An 18,809-nucleotide genomic window follows, 5' to 3' on the forward strand; every position below is an offset into this window, starting at 1 on the left:
TATCGCCTGACTATTGCATGGCTACGCTGTCATTACATTGTCCCAAAAGGAGTTCTTATGAACACTCAAAAAGGTTTTACTCTAATCGAACTCATGATCGTTGTTGCGATCATCGGTATCCTAGCGGCCATCGCTATTCCTCAGTATCAGAACTATATTGCTAAGTCACAAGTATCACGTGTGATGGGTGAAACGTCATCTATCAAAACTGCGGTTGAAGACTGTGTATTGTCAGGTAAGGTTAGTAGTGGTACAGCTGCTGCTGATGCTTGTACGGCTGATGATTTAGGCTTAACCGCTTCTAATATCCAAGCGGGTGATGCTAGTACAGCTGCTGCTGTTGGGGGTTCAGCTGGTAAACCAAGTGTACTTATTAATTCTACAGGTACAGCATCTATTATTGCGACCTTTGGTCAAAACGCTGCTGCTAACCTAAAAACTCAAAAACTGGCATGGCAGCGTGATGTTAAAGGTACATGGACTTGTAATACTAATCTTACTGGTGATAAAGCAAAATATAAGCCAGCAGGTTGTGAAGGTACTAACGTTGCTGCTGCAGGAAGTACAAATTAAGACTAATAAAGTAAGCTATTCATTCTAAATAGAAAATGCATATAAGCTAAGATTCGTCTTAGCTTATTTTTTTGTAAAAAATTAATATCAATCCGAGTAATTACGCTATGGCATTTAATAATATGAATAAAAAGCAGTCTTATACTTTATATATGTTGAAGTTCTTATTTATATTAATAATAGTTTCTTTTATTGTTTATTATTATGTCAATGTATCCGCTCGTCATCAGCTATGGCAAAAAACCTATCCAATACGTGCCGAATTATCCGTCAATCGCATAAATTGTAGTGAGAATAGTCCGTCATGGCTGGCAGATATCATAAAACATCAAGCTCAAAATAATAACGCACCTGCTAATCAAATAGCTTATATTGATCCGCAAGGTCATCTCTATCATTGTCAGAATGGCTATGTCGGCAAGTATCCACTACTGTCTGATGCTGTGACTGAGCAAACCCGCTTTCGCTTTGCCAGTGTCACCAAGCTATGGACATCCGACGCTATCTTAGACTTGATTAAAGACGGTAAACTATCGTTAGACACCAAGATGTCGGACATCATCACGGAAGTCGACAGCCCAAAAGATGCTCGTATTCATGACATTACCATCGGTCAGCTACTCTTGCACCGTGCAGGATTTGACCGCTATAGCGTATTTGGTAATGACATGTTTGGTATTGGCAAGGCCATTTGTCCTGATAACTTAACAGGGCTAAATGATATTGAGCTGGGCTTTGACCTTGATAGTAAGACCAGCTACTCCAACCTAGGCTACTGCCTACTCGGTGAAGTGATTAGTCGGACAAATAACAGTAAGCCTTATACCGACGTCATCGCTCAGCAGTATGACTTTGCTGATACCAGCCTACAGTTTATCTCCAATAGCGCCTTGCCTGATGAGGTGTTTTATAACCATGTAGAGACCGGTCTAACGGGTTTTGCTGATATCTATACTGCCTTTGACTATGATGGACTGGCGTCAGCGGCGGGGTTGTCTGGTAATGCCATTGACCTTGCTCAGCAAGTCAAATCAATGGTAGATAAGCCTGCGCCAAATATCTTATCCCTAGATGCGGATGTATCCTGTGATGTCAGTCAAATAACCGAATGCTATGGCTATGCCATGCTGCCTTATCAGCCGACTGAAAAATCTGCCAGCGTGTATTATCGGAGTGGCAGTTTATTGGGACTCTCATCGCTGGTTGCAGTAGATGAGCAGGGCAGTGTCGTGGCACTATTGAGTAATGGCACGCCAGATACTGGGGTCGATCACACTGTCAAAAAGATGCTTCATGAGCAGATGACAGCAGCGAGATAGCTATCAATAAATAGTGATATTAAGCATGGCATAGATTGTGCTTAGTAAAGTTATAACTTTCTAGAGTCTTATACCTAATGACTATCTATCGTTCTCAGTCAGGCTTTACGCTTATAGAGCTAATGATTGTCGTTGCTATCATTGGCGTCTTAGCAGCGATTGCCATTCCTCAGTATCAGATTTATGTGGCCAAAGCTCAGGCCATGAGAGTCATCAATGAATCTGGACAATTACGACTATCAGTAGAGGAGTGCTTACAGACAGGTAGGTCAGTGATTGGATTAGGAACAAACGAATGTGATCCACGAGCGACTGCCTCCAATCTTATCTTGGGTGGCTCACAGGTTGGCGCTACTTTGCCCAGTGGTATGGGTGTGGTGCAAATCGCTAACCCATTGACTTTGACGACCAATATCATCGCCACAGTATCGACGCAAGTCACTCCACAGCTGGCAGGTAAAAAGGTTTTATGGTCACGTACTAGCGACGGATCATGGAGTTGCAGTAGTAATATCGCAGCCGTTTATTTGCCCAGTTACTGTACCCATGTTGCTGCTTTATGATATCAAGTTCAACACCTCCAGCCGATAAGCCCTCCGCCCATCCCAGCCAGAATAGTGTAAAATCATGCTATCTATCACGATAAGCTGATGAGTTTTTATGCAAAAAAAGGTCTTGGCAATATGTTTGGTCATCGCACTACTTGAAGGCTTCGCTGGTCTCGGTATCGAGATCTATGCCATCAGAATATCAGCAACCTATATCGGTGCCTCCATCGCCATCACTGGCGTCATCCTCGCCATGGTACTGATCGCCATCGCCGTCGGCTACTGGTATGGCGGACGCCTATCACAGTCGATTACCTCCCCAAGACAAGCGCTACTAAAAGCAGGACACGTCCTATCATGGTCGGCCGTCGCCCATGCCATCGCCTGTATGGTGCAGTTGCCCCTGCTGGCCGCCATGAGCGCCAGTACCGATAGCCCTATCATCGCCGCCATCGGTGTCGGGTTATTGTTTGGCGTCGGACTGGCGTTTGGCTCGACCGCCATTCCGCTGATTACCCAGTTTTTATCATTAAAGTATAAAAACTTGCAGGGCGTCGATGCGGGCAAAAACGCGGGCATGATGGTGGCGATCACCACTGTCGGCAGCGTGCTGGGCTCAACCGCCACTCCGATATTACTACTGCCGTATATCGGTCTTATGAGTAGCTTGGCATTATTTATCGCTGCATTGGCGTTTAGTGCTTGGCTATGTACCCGTCTGGGCGTACAGATGCAGAGCGATGCGCCGAGCAGTCAGTCTTTGCCTGTCATCAACTATATGCTGGCACTGTCAGCGGTAGTGATGACTGCTGGCTTTATTGCCTTAAATAAAACAGACACCGGCTTGCAAACCGCCACTGGCGCTTGGTTTATCAATTATGCGGTCGCTGATGGGCAGGTGGCGGTCACCATCTCTGACAACCCCAGACACACCACCAGCAGCTGCTGGATACCTGCGATCAAAAAGAACTGCCACTGGTATGGCGAAAGGGCAGTCAAGAGTATCGAGCAGACTATGCCCGAGCGTTTGGTGTTTTTGGGCGGTGCGGGCATGGGCACGCCAAGCGAGGTGGCTTACCATCATCCTGATATGGCGCTGACCGTCATCGATATCGATAGCGACCTGCCAGAGATTGTCGAAACGCATTTTTTGCAAGCGCCGATAGCGGACAATATTGAATTCGTCGGTGATGACGCCAGAGGCTATTTGAATCGCCATAGGGGTTTGCGCTATGACTTTATGCTTATCGATGCCTTTCAAGGTCGGTTTGTCGCTAGTAACTTATACACCCTAGAGGCGCTGAGCCAGTTTCAGCAGACCAGCACTCATATCATGGCAAACATCATCGGCAGGCCCGCCATCGAGCATGGCTATACCCAGACGATCTTTAAAAACTGGCATCAGGTGTTTGGCGACTCGGCCTATGTCATCACCCGTCATGAGGGCAACGAGCTGCAAAACATCTTGCTGTGCAACTTTGCTTGCGTTGGTGGGCGACCCTTAGCGCAAGTGGCGTTTTTTGATAAGACTCAACCCGTGCATACCGATGATTTGCCACGATTGGAGCGATATTATTATCGCTCGCTTGAGAAATTATGAGTGATTTGACTGAAGAGTGAGAGTGAGTAGGGTGCGCCCAGCGCACCATTTAGCAGTTTTTAGGTGCGCTGGGCGCACCCTACAAATCTGCCACACAGTCCGTGTATTTACAAAGAATGCAATTATTCGTAACGACAAAGGTCATATCAAGGCCCACAGTTTAGAAATACCAATAAAAAACCACCTAATCGCATAACGCCATTAGATGGTTTTAAGGTTTAAACGTATTTATGACGAGCTACTTCTCTAGATATTGAATCTTACCTTCGACCCCGTCCCACTTCTCAGCGTCTGGCAGCGCAGGCTTCATCTCAGTGATGTTTGGCCACTTTTGTGCCAACTCGGCATTGAGCTCGATAAATATCTCTTGGCCTTTGGGCACCTCATCCTCTGAGAAGATCGCATTGGCTGGGCATTCAGGCTCGCACAGGGCACAGTCGATACACTCGTCAGGATCGATGACAAGGAAGTTAGGACCCTCATAAAAGCAGTCCACAGGGCAGACTTCCACACAGTCCGTATGTTTACAAAGGATACAATTATCTGCAACAACAAAGGTCATAGTGATGGCTACCTATCAATTGGACAAAATGAGTAAAAAATAATCCGTATTTTAGCGCTTTTAGCCGCATTTAACAAACCCCTTTAACGACCAACAAGTTGCTTGAGCTCATAGAGCAGATCATGCGCCTGTCTGGGCGTCAGATTATCAGGATCGATATCATCCAGCTGCTGCTGTACGCTAAGCCATTGATTCTGTTGGCCATCGTCAGACAGTAAGGCGCTTGGGTGATAGGCGTCTATCGCACTCTCGGTAGTATGTGCACCAGCCAATGATGGGCGTTTATCCGTTAGCGACTTAACTAAGTCGTTTTTATCATCAGTGGGTCTTGGCTGGTCTGGTTTGAGCGTATCGAGCAGATAGCGCTTGGCATGGGAGAGCACAGCGCTCGGGATGCCAGCCATCTTGGCCACATGTAAGCCAAAGCTGGAGCTGGCAGCGCCCTCATGGATTTGGTGCAGCAGCAGCAGCTGGCCATCGACCTCACTGGCGGCGACATGCACATTGCGTATTCCCTGATGACGACTTGCCAGCTCCGTCAGCTCAAAGTAATGGGTGGCAAACAAGGTCAGACAGCCAATAGCCAGCAGTCGATTGACGCACGCATGAGCGATGGCCAGTCCATCTGTGGTCGCCGTGCCACGTCCGACCTCATCCATCAGTACCAAGGACTTAGCCGTGGCGTTATTGAGGATATTGGCGGTCTCTATCATCTCCACCATAAAAGTCGACTTGCCACCAGCCAAGTTATCTGCCGAGCCAATACGGGTAAAGATACGGTCGATATCACCGATATGGGCACTGGCAGCGGGCACGAAACTGCCGACATGAGCAAGCAGTACGATCAGCGCTGTCTGGCGCATATAGGTGGATTTGCCGCCCATATTGGGGCCAGTGATCATCAGGAGCCGCTCGGGATGGTCTGCGCTACCGAGCGCACAGTCATTGGCGACGAAGTGGCCTAAGGGGTTGGCAGGGTTTGAGGGCATAGAGGCGGTGTTTTTGGTGGTACCAACTGCTGGGCTCAGTGCTGCTTCGACGACGGCGTGGCGACCTTGACGGATGTCGATACAGGTCGAGCTGTGGCTTTGATTGAGCAAGGTAAGCTGCTGGCTGTGCTGCTCATCGGTATCAGTGGCCGTGGCGGTATTTGTTGCCTTATTAGTCGTTTGATTGGTCGTCTGATTGATCGCTTGACTGGTTAGGTTGTCGCTCAAGGCGTCAACACTGTGGTTGCCACTCATGATCGGCCGTTGCCAATCATAGCTGATGGCCAGCTGCGCCCAGTTGCTCAGCACATCGATATGAGCGACGGCAGCACTCAGCTGTTGCAGCTCAGCCAAATGACCAGCTAGGGTAGTGAGCAGCTCGTGATACAGCTGTTTTTCTCGGGCCAGTGCCAGTGTTTGTGCACTGAGGTATTCAGTCTCGAGGGTTTTTAGCTCATCAGTAATAAAGCGCTCGCTGTTTTTTAGCGTTTGTCTGCGGATAAAGTGAGCGGGGGCGTTTTTTGCTTGCATCTTGGGCAGCTCAAAATAAAACCCGCTGACTTTATTAAAGCCGACCTTGAGACTGGGCAGTTGGTTATCGACACGGGCCTGTGCCACCATCTCATCTAGGGTGGTCTGAATGTTGTCATGGAGGTGGCTGAGGCGGTCAAATGCCTCATCAAAACCAGCAGCCAGCATACCGCCATCACGGATATGGGCTGGTGGCTCTACAATGATGGCTCGCTCGATCAGCTCAGCGACCGCTTGCACAGCAGGGAGTTGCGCTGGCAGTTGCTGCAGCAGCATCGGTAGCAAGCCGGCATGCTCAGGATGGATACCAGCCTCAGTAAGTAGAGTGTTTAGCTGCGTACTACTGGCGATACTGTCGGCCAGCCTGCGTAAGTCACGTGGCTTAGCACTCATCAAGGCGATACGGCTACTGATACGCTCGATATCACCGATGCTGCTCAAGGTCTCACGTAAGCGGGTAACGAGAGAGGCGCTGGACGGGCAGGCAGGTGCAGCGGCGCTCAGCAACGAATCGATCGCATCTAGGCGCTGATTGATACGGGCGTGCTGGCGCAGGGGGCGCTGCATTTGTTGCACCAGCAGACGTCTGCCCATTGGCGTCTGGCAGTGATTGACCACAGATATCAAGGCGGTGCCATTGGGCGTAGCAGGGGTAAACAGCTCAAGGTTTTGTTGACTGCCTGCATCGATGATCAAGTAATCTGCATGATGCTCGACGATCAGCTGATTGACTTGCGGCACCTGACGCTGCTGCGTTTGCTGAGCATAATGAATCAGCGCAGCACAGCTGGTTTGTGCCAGTGGCGCATCGGCAATGCCTAGACCATCAAGGCGCTGGACCCCAAACTGCTGACACAGCGTTGCTGCGGCATGCTCTGGATAAAAATCGCTGGCCGCCACCTCGATGATCGGACAGTCAAGATGGCTGCGTAACCAGAGTAGCCAGTCTTCACCAAGGCGCTCATTAAGATCCTCACCAAGCGCTTCACTGATGATGCACTCACTCGGGGCAAAGCGAGTCAAGACAGTCAGCATCTGCGCTTTTAGGTCTGCCATCGGACTGTCATGAGCGTCATCGGTATGCTGGCTGGTTTTTGCAGTCAGTGTCTGAGTGATCAAGGTGCCGGCTGCCAGATCCAGCTGACTGACTGCTGCTTGTAGAGGGGGTGTCTGTTTACGGCTGGCTTTTGTTTTTGGTACTTGGATATCGATGGCGACCACAGTCGGGGTGTGATTGGGGGCGATCAGCGCATCATCAGTGATGGTGCCAGCGGTCAGGGTCTTGACCACCTCACGGCGCATGATGCCGGGCGCTTTGCTGCTCTTTTTTTGTTTGTCGCCCATTGTCTGTGCTGCGGGCTGGCGCTGTTGAGCACTGTGACCATCATCATTGGCGCTTGCCTCTTCGACTTGCTCACAGACCACCACCGTCTCCCCGGCGGCGATCAGCCGAGCCATATAGCTGTCAGCGGCATGAAAAGGCACGCCTGCCATAGCGATGGTGTTGCCGGCTTTGTCCGTACCTCGCCGAGTAAGGGTAATGTCCAAGATTTGCGCTGCCCGTTTGGCATCATCAAAAAACAACTCATAAAAGTCGCCCATCCGATACAAGAGCAACGCCTGCGGATAGTTGGCTTTCATAGTCAGGTATTGCACCATCATCGGTGTGTGGTGCGTCAGATGATAGGCTGTATCGCCGATGGTCAAGATATCAGTCGCAGTTTGGTTTATAGTAGAGGGCTTAACAGTCATGCACAGTCTCTTAGATTTATTACTTGGCTTGTATTGAATTTACAAGGATTTGGATGAGTTTGGATCAAAAGTAGGATTGTTTTTGTGGTTGTAATCACACTATCAACTCACTAAATGTGTTGGCGTAGGCTGTGGCTTTAGCTCTGAGAAACGTTAAAAAATTGTATTACAATTTTAGTTTCGCAAGAGAAATTCTTTAAATGGAATTTCTGTAAGATATTTTGCAAAATATAGCGCAGTGCTTCACTAAAGCCACAGCCTACCTAGAATACAGGGTTTTATAGCGTTAGCGTCCATCATCTGGTTTATTGGCATAAGCACCATTTTAACATGAGCGGCTGTTTTTCGATGTAAGCATATAGTGCAGCATTTATCTGTCTACTGGTCTGCTCAATACCCTTGTATCCATCAGCAGCATAACCATATATAATGACGACACACTTAATTGGGTGATACTTGGCTCGGCGATAATAATGCGCAGATAGCCCGAAACGCTAGGCTGATTATCAAATATTTCCATAGGTTAAAAAATTATGTTATCAAAGATTGTAGGCAGTGTGATTGGCACCAAAAACGACCGTGAACTCAAGCGTATGCGCCGTGTGGTGAGCAAAATAAATGCCCATGAGGCTGAGGTGCAAGCCCTGTCTGACGAGCAACTGCAACAAAAAACCGAAGCGTTTAAATCACGTTTTCAAAAAGGCGAGAGCTTAGATGATCTACTGCCAGAGGCGTTTGCTGTCTGTCGTGAGGCCTCGTTACGGGTCACAGGCATGCGTCACTATGACGTGCAGCTGATCGGGGGTATCACCCTGCACGAAGGCAAAATCGCCGAGATGAAAACCGGTGAGGGTAAGACCTTGATGGCGACCTTGGCCATCTATCTCAACGCCATCAGTGGTAAAGGCGTGCACGTGGTCACGGTCAACGACTATCTGGCCGCCCGTGATGCGGACTTAAACCGTCCGCTGTTTAGTTTTTTGGGCTTGACGGTTGGCGTCATCTACTCACAGCAGCCACCGCAAGAAAAAGTTGATGCCTATCAAGCGGACATCACTTACGGTACCAACAACGAATACGGCTTTGATTACTTGCGTGACAACATGGTGTTTAGCCTGAGCGAAAAAAAACAGCGCCCGCTAAACTTCTGTATCATCGATGAGATTGACTCCATCTTGATCGATGAAGCACGTACGCCACTGATCATCTCAGGGCAGGCCGAAGACTCATCACGCATGTATGCGCTGATCAACACCATTATCCCCGTACTCAAACGCTCAGAAGACGAAGAAGCCAATAAAAACAACGAAGACCAAGACTTTTGGATCGATGAAAAAAATCGTCAAATCGAGATTAGCGAAAAAGGCTATGAGAAGATTGAGCGCTTTTTGGTAAAAGTCGGCGAGCTTGGCGAAAACGAAAGCTTGTATAGTCCCAGCCGTTTGCCGCTGCTTGCGCATGTGCAGGCGGCCATCCGTGCTCACCATATTTTTGTCAAAAACGTTCACTATATCGTTGACGACGGTGAGGTGGTCATCGTCGATGAAAACACGGGTCGTACCATGCCGGGCCGCCGTTGGTCTGAAGGGCTACACCAAGCAGTAGAAGCCAAAGAAGGCGTCGAGATTCAAGCAGAGAACCAGACGCTGGCGACCACCACGTTCCAGAACTTCTTCCGTCTGTATGACAAGCTGTCAGGTATGACGGGTACGGCCGATACCGAGGCGGCAGAGTTTAAGTCCACCTATGATTTAGAAGTGATCGTCATCCCCACGCACAAGCCGATCGCTCGTATCGACATGGATGATCAGATTTTCTTGACCAAACTAGGTAAGTACAAAGGCATCATCCGTGAGATCAAAGAGATTCAGGCCAAAGGTGCGCCTGTTCTGGTCGGTACGGCGACCATTGAGGCCAGTGAGGAGCTGTCGTACTTGCTCGATCAAGAAGGCATCAAACACAATGTCCTCAACGCCAAGCAGCATGAGCGTGAAGCCGAGATCATCGCCCAAGCAGGTAGCCCAAAAGCCGTCACGATCGCCACCAACATGGCGGGCCGTGGTACCGATATCATCTTGGGTGGTAACTGGCAGTCGTTTATCGAAGATATCGACAATGTCAGCCCTGAAGAGATGGCGCGCTTGCGAGAGCAGTGGTTGGTCAAGCACAATCAGGTGGTCGAAGCAGGCGGGCTACACATCATCGGCTCTGAGCGTCATGAGTCCCGCCGTATCGACAACCAGCTGCGTGGTCGTGCCGGTCGTCAGGGTGACCCTGGTATGTCACGGTTTTTCTTATCCTTAGAAGATGATTTGATGCGTATCTTCGCCGGCGATCGTGTGGTCAATATGATGCGAGCCATGGGCCTCAAAGAAGACGAAGCCATCGAACACAAGATGGTCTCCAAGTCGATCGAAAATGCACAAGGCAAAGTCGAGAGCCGCGATTTTGATGCGCGTAAAAACCTCCTAAAGTACGATGATGTCGCTAACGAGCAGCGTAAAGTCATCTACTCTCAGCGTGATGATCTACTCGCTGAGACCGACTTACTAGAAGCCATCGAAGCCATGCATCATGACGTCTACAATGCCATGATCAATCAGTTTATCCCGCCAGGCTCTATCGATGATCAATGGAATATCGATGGGCTAGAGGACGAGCTCGAAGACGAGTTTAAACTCTACATGCCGATCAATGATTGGCTCGATGAAGATCGTCGCCTTGACGAAGAAGGCCTGCGAGCGAAGATTATCGATACTGCGCTTGCGCATTATCACAGTCGCCGCGAGCAGATGGGTGCAGAAAACGCCGCCCAACTTGAGCGTCACTTTATGCTGCAAAGTCTCGATAAGCACTGGAAAGAGCACCTCACCCAGATGGATCAGCTGCGTAAAGGCATTCATCTGCGTGGCTATGCCCAAAAAAACCCTGAGCAGGAGTATAAGCGCGAGTCATTCGAGCTGTTTCAGATGATGCTAGGGGCGATTAAGTCAGAGACAGTGCAGGATCTATCTCGTGTCCATATCCCAACCAAAGAGGAGCTTGAGGCGCTAGAGGCGCAGCAGCGTGCTGATGCAGAGCGTATGCAGATGCAGTTTGAGCACAATGAAGTCGACAACCTAGCTGGCGAGTCGCAGCCTGCCCCGCGGCCGCAAAACCAACAAGCCCGTGCCAATGGACAGATGCGAGTCAATCTGAGTGGCGGTGTGGCGGCTGGTGCCGGTATGGCTGCAAGTGCTGATGAAGCCAATGCCGCTGACGCTGAGGCAAACCCATATGCAGGTATGAATATCAGTCGTAATGCGCCTTGTCCTTGTGGCTCAGGGCTTAAATACAAACAGTGCCACGGCAAAATCTAGTTCAGTGCATATAGTCAGCTGAATGTAAAACTGCTATGGATTTAAACGCGCTACTGGTATAGATTTTACTTGCGTGCTGCTCTCCCTAGAGGCTGCGCAACCTATATTTTGAACAGAAAGCATCCCAGTAGCGCTATGATATTTTTAGAGTGTATCGACTATATGTGGCTTCATTGCTTAACGATAGCATGAATGATAAGTACCCATAATGGCTCGCTATTGTGGGTATTTTTTTTGAAATTACAAAATCAGCATAGGCGTATCTATAGGTACAGGCTATAGTATTTAACCTATCTATTTAGGAGATGACGATGAGGCTCGTACCAGTAAAACAAGCACGATTTTATGTAGTGATGACAGGTTTGTTGGCTGCTGTCATGAGCGTCAGCGCTTGTCAGAAGCAAGAAACAGAAGCAGATATAGACGACAGCGTCAATGTAGAAGAGTCGGTACCGATGTCGGCGGAGCCTGCAGAGCCCAGCGACCTAGTAGTGGATGACGGTATGCTTGACGACCCAGCCACTATTGATGCGATAGCAGATGATCAGGTAGATGAAATAGAGCCTGACACAGGCGATGAGATAGCGATAGAGGCTGATACGGATCCAGAAGTCGAAGCAGCACAGTGAGCTAGCGCAGTACGCTCTTGGGTATACGGACTCGGAGACCACTTGCCGCTAACAGCACTGTGTTTGGCAGGAATTATTTGTGATGTACTCGTCCTGTCTCATGGGCCAAAAACCCTTCTTCTTCGACATCCAGCTCTTCATGTTTGAGCTCAACTTGAATACGATCAGTATGCGTATGGGTGGTTTTGCTCACTTTGACTTCCTGAATGGCATAAGTATCTTTGGTAACGGTAGCCACTTGTCGTGATAGCACGATCTCGACGGGCTCATCACCGATCTCCACTTGCTTATCATTGATGGTAACGACCGCTTTGCTATCAAGCGCTGGCTCGACATGTCGCAGTATGTCCTTTTCGTCATACTTACCCGTGAGTAGGTCTTGGCTTTCGGCATCATGGTAGGCAGTACGAACGGTAATATACTCCTCTATCAGTTCGATAGGAACCTCAATGGTCTTACTGCGTGTGTGCTTGCTGATGGTGACCTTGCCAACATCCAAGCGCTCTTTATTGACCACGGGGCGTTCTTCTAATAACTCGATATGGTGCGTGTCGCCAGCTTCGTCGGCAGGGATATCTGCAGTGGGTTTTAGCCGTGTGTCGTCGAGGGTGTCATCAGCTGTTTGGGCCATGCTATCCGATGTTGATAGCTTGTCCGGTGTTGGCAGTTTGTTCTCAGCGGTATGATTCTCTATCTTTGCTTTGGTGTCGGCGGTATTTTTTTTATCGTGTCCATTATTCATAATCATCATCCTTATGGTTCAAAAGTGCTGTGAAGAAGGGCCTTTAAAAATTGTGTGTAAGCAGCAAAAAGGCCAGAGATTGACCCTGACCTTGATTGACTGAGTCTAATCACTCAGTGGTAATAAAGCGACTTTGCAATCACATGCCACGAGCACGGCGTACATCGTCTGCTGTGATATCATCACGGTCTACCAGATTGCCTTCACGGTCTACGACGTTGCCATCACGGTCGACATCGAGCTCTTCACGCTGAATGGTCTCGACGATAGTCTCAGTATGGCGCTCAGTGGTCTTGCCGACATGGACTTCTTCTGTGACATAGGTCTCTTTGCCGACACGGGCACGCTCAGCTTCTAGCTCTACTTCGACAGCATCGTTTGCTGTGACATCACCGATGCGTTTGTCCGTTGGGCGATCGACATTGGTGCGCTCGATATGCGCATGCTCTTCTTCGAGCTCCACATCGACATTGCGGTCTTCAGTCACTACATGCTTGCCGACTTTGACTAGACCTGCGACGATACGGTCTTTGTTTACGGTCAGACGTTCTTCTAGTAGCTCTAGAGTATTTGGGGCCTCATAGGCACTGTCTGCGATGTCCATACGCTCTTCAGTCGGTACGGTATCGGCCACAAAAGCTTGACGGTCTCTTTCGTGCTGCTCTTTATAGCTGTACTGATAGTCGTGGTCATACTCTTCCATGGCTTCAACTTGCGACTTGGTCAAGCTATCGAAGAACACATCATCTCCTACGATACGAGCCAGACCTGCTGGGACCAGTACTTCCTTTGAGCTAAACCAACCGCCGGCATCGACGATTAAGTAGCGAATACGACCCGTGGTATCTTCTACTAGAGCGCCTTCGATTTCACCGATTTTTTCTTCATTGACGCCATAGGCTTTTTTGCCTGTTGGATCATAGTAATCATCACCGATCAGATCTTTATGTGTGGCTTGAATGTCTTTTAAGCGAATTAACTGACTCATTGATGTCATTCCTTTTCTATTATTAAGTAAATTTTTATGAGATAAAGCGATAATGCTAAAAAAAATGTTGTTAAATAGAGCCAACTACTAAACATAGCTGACCGTATTAATTGTTGTTATGTTGATTGTTTTTAGCTGCTTTCCCAACAACACAGGATCATAGTAACATCGAGGTTTTTGAAGAAATATATGAGAGAAGTAGTAATGTGTGCTGCTGAGGTAAAAGCGTGTAATCGCCTGTAAGTAGTACAACATCGTCATGGTATAAGTTAACGCTTTTTTACATGGCTGCTAGATTTAGGACTGTTTGTAATCCTAAACAAAAAAACCGCACTGTACGCTGACAGTGCGGTTATTGGAATATTAAGATAGGGTTGTAACTGTATCAGGCTTTGATTGCGTAGGGTTTTGACAACCTAATGCAGTGCGCCGATTTAGTCCATTTCGATAGCGACAGCAACAGACTCACCGCCACCGATACATAGAGTAGCCACCCCTTTTTTGCCACCAGTGCGCTTTAGTGAATTGATAAGCGTGACTAGGATACGAGCGCCAGAGCAGCCAACAGGGTGGCCCAATGCACAAGCGCCGCCTTCGATGTTGACCTTGTCGTGATCGATGTTTAGCTCATCCATCGCTATCATAGTGACCATGGCAAAGGCTTCGTTGATTTCCCATAGATCGACATCTTCAACTGACCAGCCTGCTTTAGGGAGTAAGTTTTTGATCGCATCGATATTGGCGATAGTAAACTCACTGGGATGACGTGAGTGTGAGGCAGTAGCTACGATACGTGCTTGAAAGTCTAGTCCTTCAGCCTTGGCTTGCGACTCTTTCATCAGCACCACAGCAGCAGCACCATCTGATATTGAGCTGGCGTTGGCAGCGGTAATGGTACCGTCTTTTGCAAAAGCAGGACGCAGCGTAGGGATACGCTCAGCATTGGCTAGGCCGGGCTCTTCATCTGTATCGACGGTCTGCTCGCCTTTACGGGTCTTAAAGGTAACCGGCTCAATCTCATCTTTGAAGTGACCGTCTTTGATCGCTGTCAGTGCACGATTGAGCGACTCAATGGCAAACTCATCCATCTGCTCACGAGTATAGCCTTTTTTGTCAGCCATCTCTTGTGCAAATGCGCCCATCAAACGACCTGTTTCGGCATCCTCTAGACCATCTAAAAACATATGATCTTTGACTTCTTTATGGCCCATACGGTAGCCACTACGAGCACCTGACATGATATAAGGCGCATTAGTCATCGACTCAAGGCCACCGGCGACGGCGATATCGATGCTACCTGCTTTGATGGCGTCATGAGCTTGCATGACAGACTTTAGACCAGAGCCGCACAGTTTATTGATGGTAATAGCACCGGTCGCATCAGGAAGACCAGCTTTACGCATCGCTTGGCGAGCAGGGCCCTGACCTAGACCAGCTGATAGTATGCAGCCCATAATGACTTCATCAACATTCTCTGCGCTGATACCTGCACGCTCTACAGCTGCTTTAATAGCCGTAGCACCTAGATCAGTAGCGCTAACGTCTTTTAGTGCGCCTTGGAAGGCAGCCATTGGTGTGCGAGCACCATTAACAATTACAATTGCATCATTTGACATCGGTATTTCCTTGTTGCGTAGTTCTAAAAATCTCAGCAATCAGTCGGTTTTTTTAACCTCATATGATGCCAAGTGTTATGGGTAAGTATCATAAATACGATTCGGCAGTATCATGGAATAGTCTGATTATAATGCGCACCTAAATATCGAAATTCAAGAGCGCTGATTTAAATTTTGTTATAAATTAGTCCAGCTCATCTAAGCGAATACGCACCACTTTATCAGTGACAGCGTCAAGTTGCTCTATCTTTTCGATAGCAAGATTCATCTGATTTTCGACCACAGGTAAGGTTAAAATAATCACCGGCACTTGTCCAAGGTCGTGCGCAGGCTTTTGTAAGATAGCATCGATATTGATACCGGCATCGCTTAAGATACGGGTGATATCAGCGAGTACGCCAGGATTGTCATAAGCATGGACACGCAAGTAATAGCCCGTGGTCATTTGTTCGGCACGCAGGATGGGGCTATCAGACAGCTGCTCTGGCATAAAGGCCAAATGCGGTACATGATGGCTGTTATTGCCCTCAGCGTCATCACTGCCTAAGATTCGCACCAAGTCCATCACGTCGGCCATCACAGCTGAAGCCGTGGCACCGGCACCAGCGCCATCCCCGCAATACAGGGTCTGCCCAAGCGGGTGTGAATTGACCAACACGGCGTTTTTTACGCCATTGACATTAGCCAGTAACGCATCTTGTGGAATCAAGGTCGGGTGCACACGCAGCTCGATACCAGAGCTGTCTGAGTCAGCGCTGTCACGGCGTACAGCAAAGCCTAAGTGCTTGATACGGTAGCCCAGCTCTTCAGCATAGTTGACATCTTGCAAGGTAATGCCAGTGATGCCTTCGCAGTAGACTTTATCAAACTGCAGCGGCATACCAAAGGCGATGGACGCTAGGATAGCAAGCTTGTGCGCTGCATCGATACCTTCGACATCAAAGGTCGGATCTGCCTCGGCATAGCCAAGCGCTTGGGCTTCGGCCAGTACATCTGCAAATGGACGGCCTTTATCACGCATCTCACTCATAATAAAGTTGCCTGTACCATTGATGATACCGGCGAGCCATTCTACCTTGTTGGCAGCCAAAGCTTCACGCATGACTTTGATGATCGGAATACCGCCTGCGACAGCCGCTTCATAGGCCACATGGACCTGATGTGCTTCTGCCAAGGCAAATAACTCATTGCCATGTTCGGCCAGTAGGGCTTTATTGGCAGTGACCACATGCTTGCCGTTTTTTATCGCCTGCATGATGAGGTCTTTGGCAAAAGTCGTGCCGCCAATAAGTTCGATGACAATATCGACATTATCACTACTGGCAATCGCCATCAAATCATCAGATTGGACAATACTGGCGTCAATATCATCACGCTGTCTGCGTGTTCCTACTTCGGTAATAATGATATCGCGTCCACTACGACGTTTGAGCTCGTCTAAGTTGTCATTGATTAGATTGATCACGCCAGTACCGACAGTACCTGGGCCAAGTATCGCTAGTTTGATGGGTTTACTCACAGTATCCTCAGGAGGTCAAATAGGTGAAAAAATAAAACAGCGCTTTATCCTATCATACTGACAAGCGCTAGTGGCGTCTACATACGCTACGATTGCGTTTAATGTTTTTTTATCTGCATAAAAATATCATACAGTATTAAGATCAGTTGATGCCTACCGCTTGTGCCAATTGTGCTGCAGGGAGATAGCCGCCGACCTGCTCGCCTGATTCAGTAAAGATAGCGGGCGTACCACGCACGCCTAAGCTGGCCCCTAAGGCCATATGCTTTGCTACCGGACTCTCACAAGCGGGCGCTTGTACATTGGCGCCCATCTTCGCTTGATCCATAGCAGCCATACGATCTTCGCTACACCAGATGGCTTCCATCTTGGGAATAGACTGCTGGTTGCGAGGCCATGCCAAGTAGCGTACTTCGATGCCATGGGCGTTGATATCGCTCATTTCTTCGTGGAGTTTGGTACAGTAAGGACAGTCAGCATCGGTAAACGAATACACGACCGCTTTGGTTTCGCCTGTGGCTGGATAGGTAATCAGCTCACTTTCATCAACGTTTTTTAGCGCTTCTTGAGCAGTACGTGCGACTAAAGGGCTACTGATATCAACGGGCACGCCATCACCCACACTGATGATCTGACCTTGAATGATATGCTTGCCTGCTTGATCGGTAAAAAAAGACGGCAATCCTTCTGCACTGACCCAATAGATGCCTTCCATGTCTGTTGGCACTGCTGAGGTAATGGTCTCTTCGATACCAGAAGCCTGTAAGTTGTCTTGTAGTGACTTGACCACTGCCGCATCACTGTCTGCTGAGACAGTTGCTGCCGGGTTACTGTTAGCTTGGGTACTCGTGGTCACGCTAGCGTCAGTATTATTAGCATCATTATCAGTGCTGTCATTGGCGTTTGAGCATCCTGCCATGCCAAATACCACTACAGCCGCCATGATAGAGTGAGAGAGTCTGTGACGGCGAAGTGAGGTATGAGAGGTGTTCATAGGAGAGGATAAAAAAGACATATGATGTTTCCTATAGGCACGTGTGCCTAAATATGATTTGGAGATAAGCAAAAGTAGAGCGTGAGTAATCTATAATGGATAGTGCCTTACATAACCCGCTATCCTAACATATTTGTTTGACTTCCTCCCCGACCTAAAGGAACGGGGATTCCTACTAAAGACGGCCAAGCCCGACCGCGAGAATGTTTTTTTGCTCCATTAACGTCTCTGTTATGGGTCGTTTTACAAGAACGACAAAACCACTCTCTTATACCAAGACCTGATCTACCTTTCGGACTGTCTTGGCGAGAGCCGCAATTTGATCAGGTTTGGGTGCTGTACGCTTCATTGACTTCAAGATAGTGGCAACCTGCGTTCGCGCATTTGTAGTCCAGTTGCCGCTTAATGTCAAACCAACCAGCGTCATAGACGGATTTGGCCAGTTTGGATGAAGTGAATAAGTTTGATTTGATTTTACCAACAACGATTAGGCTGTTGGCTTTGACTAATTTATTGGTAAATTTATGAATGAGGTCTTTACGGGTGTTTTTAATCTTGGCGTGTATCGCACGGACCCGTTTTTTATTCTTGGCTCTTTGGGCAATGGCCAGTTTTTCGGCGTATTGATGCGTGACTTTGGTTTGTAGTTTGTCACCATCACTACTGACTGCGGCATCTTTACAGCCTAGATCAATACCGACTTGGCCAGTACCACACTTAATCTTTGGAAAATCTTTAACGGTGACACAGGCGTACCAGTGGCCGCGATTGTCTTGTACCAGCTCCAGAGTATTGATGCTATAGAGCGAGAGGTTATAGCTATCCCATACATCAATGATCAGCTTTTTACCCTTAGCGAGACTTAGCTGAATAGTAGATTTAAGGCTTTTCTTGCCTGATTGACGGGTTACTAAGTGCTTAATGGCGGTCTTTTTAAAAGGAATCCAGCCCAAGCTTCTTCTCTTGGCCTTTGGGTTGTTGGTGCGCCAGTTTAGTTTGGCTTTTTTAAACTGTTTACGGGATTTAGCGTGAACCTCACTGATCGCTTGCAAGGTTTGACTGTGCAGATTCAGGTAGTCACCCGCCCC

General features: G+C 48.4%; 13 protein-coding genes and 1 pseudogene. 6 read left to right on the plus strand and 8 right to left on the minus strand.

The annotated features are described in order from the left end of the window. Positions 1 to 57 precede the first annotated feature (57 nt). From J3492_RS11805 to J3492_RS11820, 4 genes are all read left to right on the plus strand, one after another. Positions 58 to 573, plus strand: a complete 516-nt coding sequence (locus J3492_RS11805) for a pilin (RefSeq protein ID WP_207992252.1) — start codon at positions 58 to 60, stop codon at positions 571 to 573. Positions 574 to 680: 107 nt separating this feature from the next. Then, positions 681 to 1,892, plus strand: coding sequence for a serine hydrolase domain-containing protein (locus tag J3492_RS11810; RefSeq protein WP_243453242.1), 1,212 nt, complete (start codon positions 681 to 683; stop codon positions 1,890 to 1,892). A gap of 77 nt (positions 1,893 to 1,969) precedes the next feature. Further along, complete coding sequence (locus J3492_RS11815; RefSeq protein WP_207992253.1) at positions 1,970 to 2,455, plus strand: pilin; 486 nt, start codon at positions 1,970 to 1,972, stop codon at positions 2,453 to 2,455. Positions 2,456 to 2,552: 97 nt separating this feature from the next. Beyond that, complete coding sequence (locus tag J3492_RS11820) at positions 2,553 to 4,040, plus strand: fused MFS/spermidine synthase (RefSeq protein WP_207992254.1); 1,488 nt, start codon at positions 2,553 to 2,555, stop codon at positions 4,038 to 4,040. A 238-nt stretch (positions 4,041 to 4,278) separates the two neighbouring features. On the opposite strand, the gene fdxA is transcribed toward J3492_RS11820, so the two are convergent. Both fdxA and mutS read right to left on the minus strand, forming a co-directional pair. Beyond that, positions 4,279 to 4,602, minus strand: coding sequence for a ferredoxin FdxA (fdxA, locus tag J3492_RS11825; protein WP_207992255.1), 324 nt, complete (start codon positions 4,600 to 4,602; stop codon positions 4,279 to 4,281). An 83-nt stretch (positions 4,603 to 4,685) separates the two neighbouring features. Beyond that, positions 4,686 to 7,874, minus strand: coding sequence for a DNA mismatch repair protein MutS (mutS, locus tag J3492_RS11830; RefSeq protein ID WP_207992256.1), 3,189 nt, complete (start codon positions 7,872 to 7,874; stop codon positions 4,686 to 4,688). 533 nt (positions 7,875 to 8,407) lie between these two features. Between mutS and secA the strand changes: the two genes are divergently transcribed. Then, a complete protein-coding gene (gene secA, locus J3492_RS11835) occupies positions 8,408 to 11,233 on the plus strand; it encodes a preprotein translocase subunit SecA (RefSeq protein WP_207992257.1) in 2,826 nt (941 codons plus the stop codon). A 311-nt stretch (positions 11,234 to 11,544) separates the two neighbouring features. Next, the gene (locus J3492_RS11840) at positions 11,545 to 11,862 is read left to right on the plus strand and encodes a hypothetical protein (RefSeq protein WP_207992258.1); all 318 of its coding nucleotides are present in this window, start codon (positions 11,545 to 11,547) and stop codon (positions 11,860 to 11,862) included. A gap of 73 nt (positions 11,863 to 11,935) precedes the next feature. On the opposite strand, the gene J3492_RS11845 is transcribed toward J3492_RS11840, so the two are convergent. The 6 genes and pseudogenes from J3492_RS11845 to J3492_RS11870 all read right to left on the minus strand — a co-directional run. Then, a complete protein-coding gene (locus J3492_RS11845) occupies positions 11,936 to 12,604 on the minus strand; it encodes a YsnF/AvaK domain-containing protein (protein WP_243453243.1) in 669 nt (222 codons plus the stop codon). 139 nt (positions 12,605 to 12,743) lie between these two features. Continuing rightward, positions 12,744 to 13,592, minus strand: coding sequence for a DUF2382 domain-containing protein (locus tag J3492_RS11850; RefSeq protein ID WP_207992260.1), 849 nt, complete (start codon positions 13,590 to 13,592; stop codon positions 12,744 to 12,746). Positions 13,593 to 14,026: 434 nt separating this feature from the next. Continuing rightward, a complete protein-coding gene (locus J3492_RS11855) occupies positions 14,027 to 15,208 on the minus strand; it encodes a thiolase family protein (protein ID WP_207992261.1) in 1,182 nt (393 codons plus the stop codon). 184 nt (positions 15,209 to 15,392) lie between these two features. Next, on the minus strand, positions 15,393 to 16,727 hold the full coding sequence (locus J3492_RS11860; RefSeq protein WP_207992262.1) for a homoserine dehydrogenase: 1,335 nt from the start codon (positions 16,725 to 16,727) through the stop codon (positions 15,393 to 15,395). A 142-nt stretch (positions 16,728 to 16,869) separates the two neighbouring features. Then, on the minus strand, positions 16,870 to 17,742 hold the full coding sequence (locus tag J3492_RS11865) for a DsbC family protein (protein WP_207992263.1): 873 nt from the start codon (positions 17,740 to 17,742) through the stop codon (positions 16,870 to 16,872). A 98-nt stretch (positions 17,743 to 17,840) separates the two neighbouring features. Next, a pseudogene (locus tag J3492_RS11870) lies at positions 17,841 to 18,809 on the minus strand (RNA-guided endonuclease InsQ/TnpB family protein); the annotation flags it as partial.

It is taken from the genome of Psychrobacter coccoides, from assembly GCF_017498085.1.
Taxonomy (GTDB): Bacteria; Pseudomonadota; Gammaproteobacteria; order Pseudomonadales; family Moraxellaceae; genus Psychrobacter; species Psychrobacter coccoides.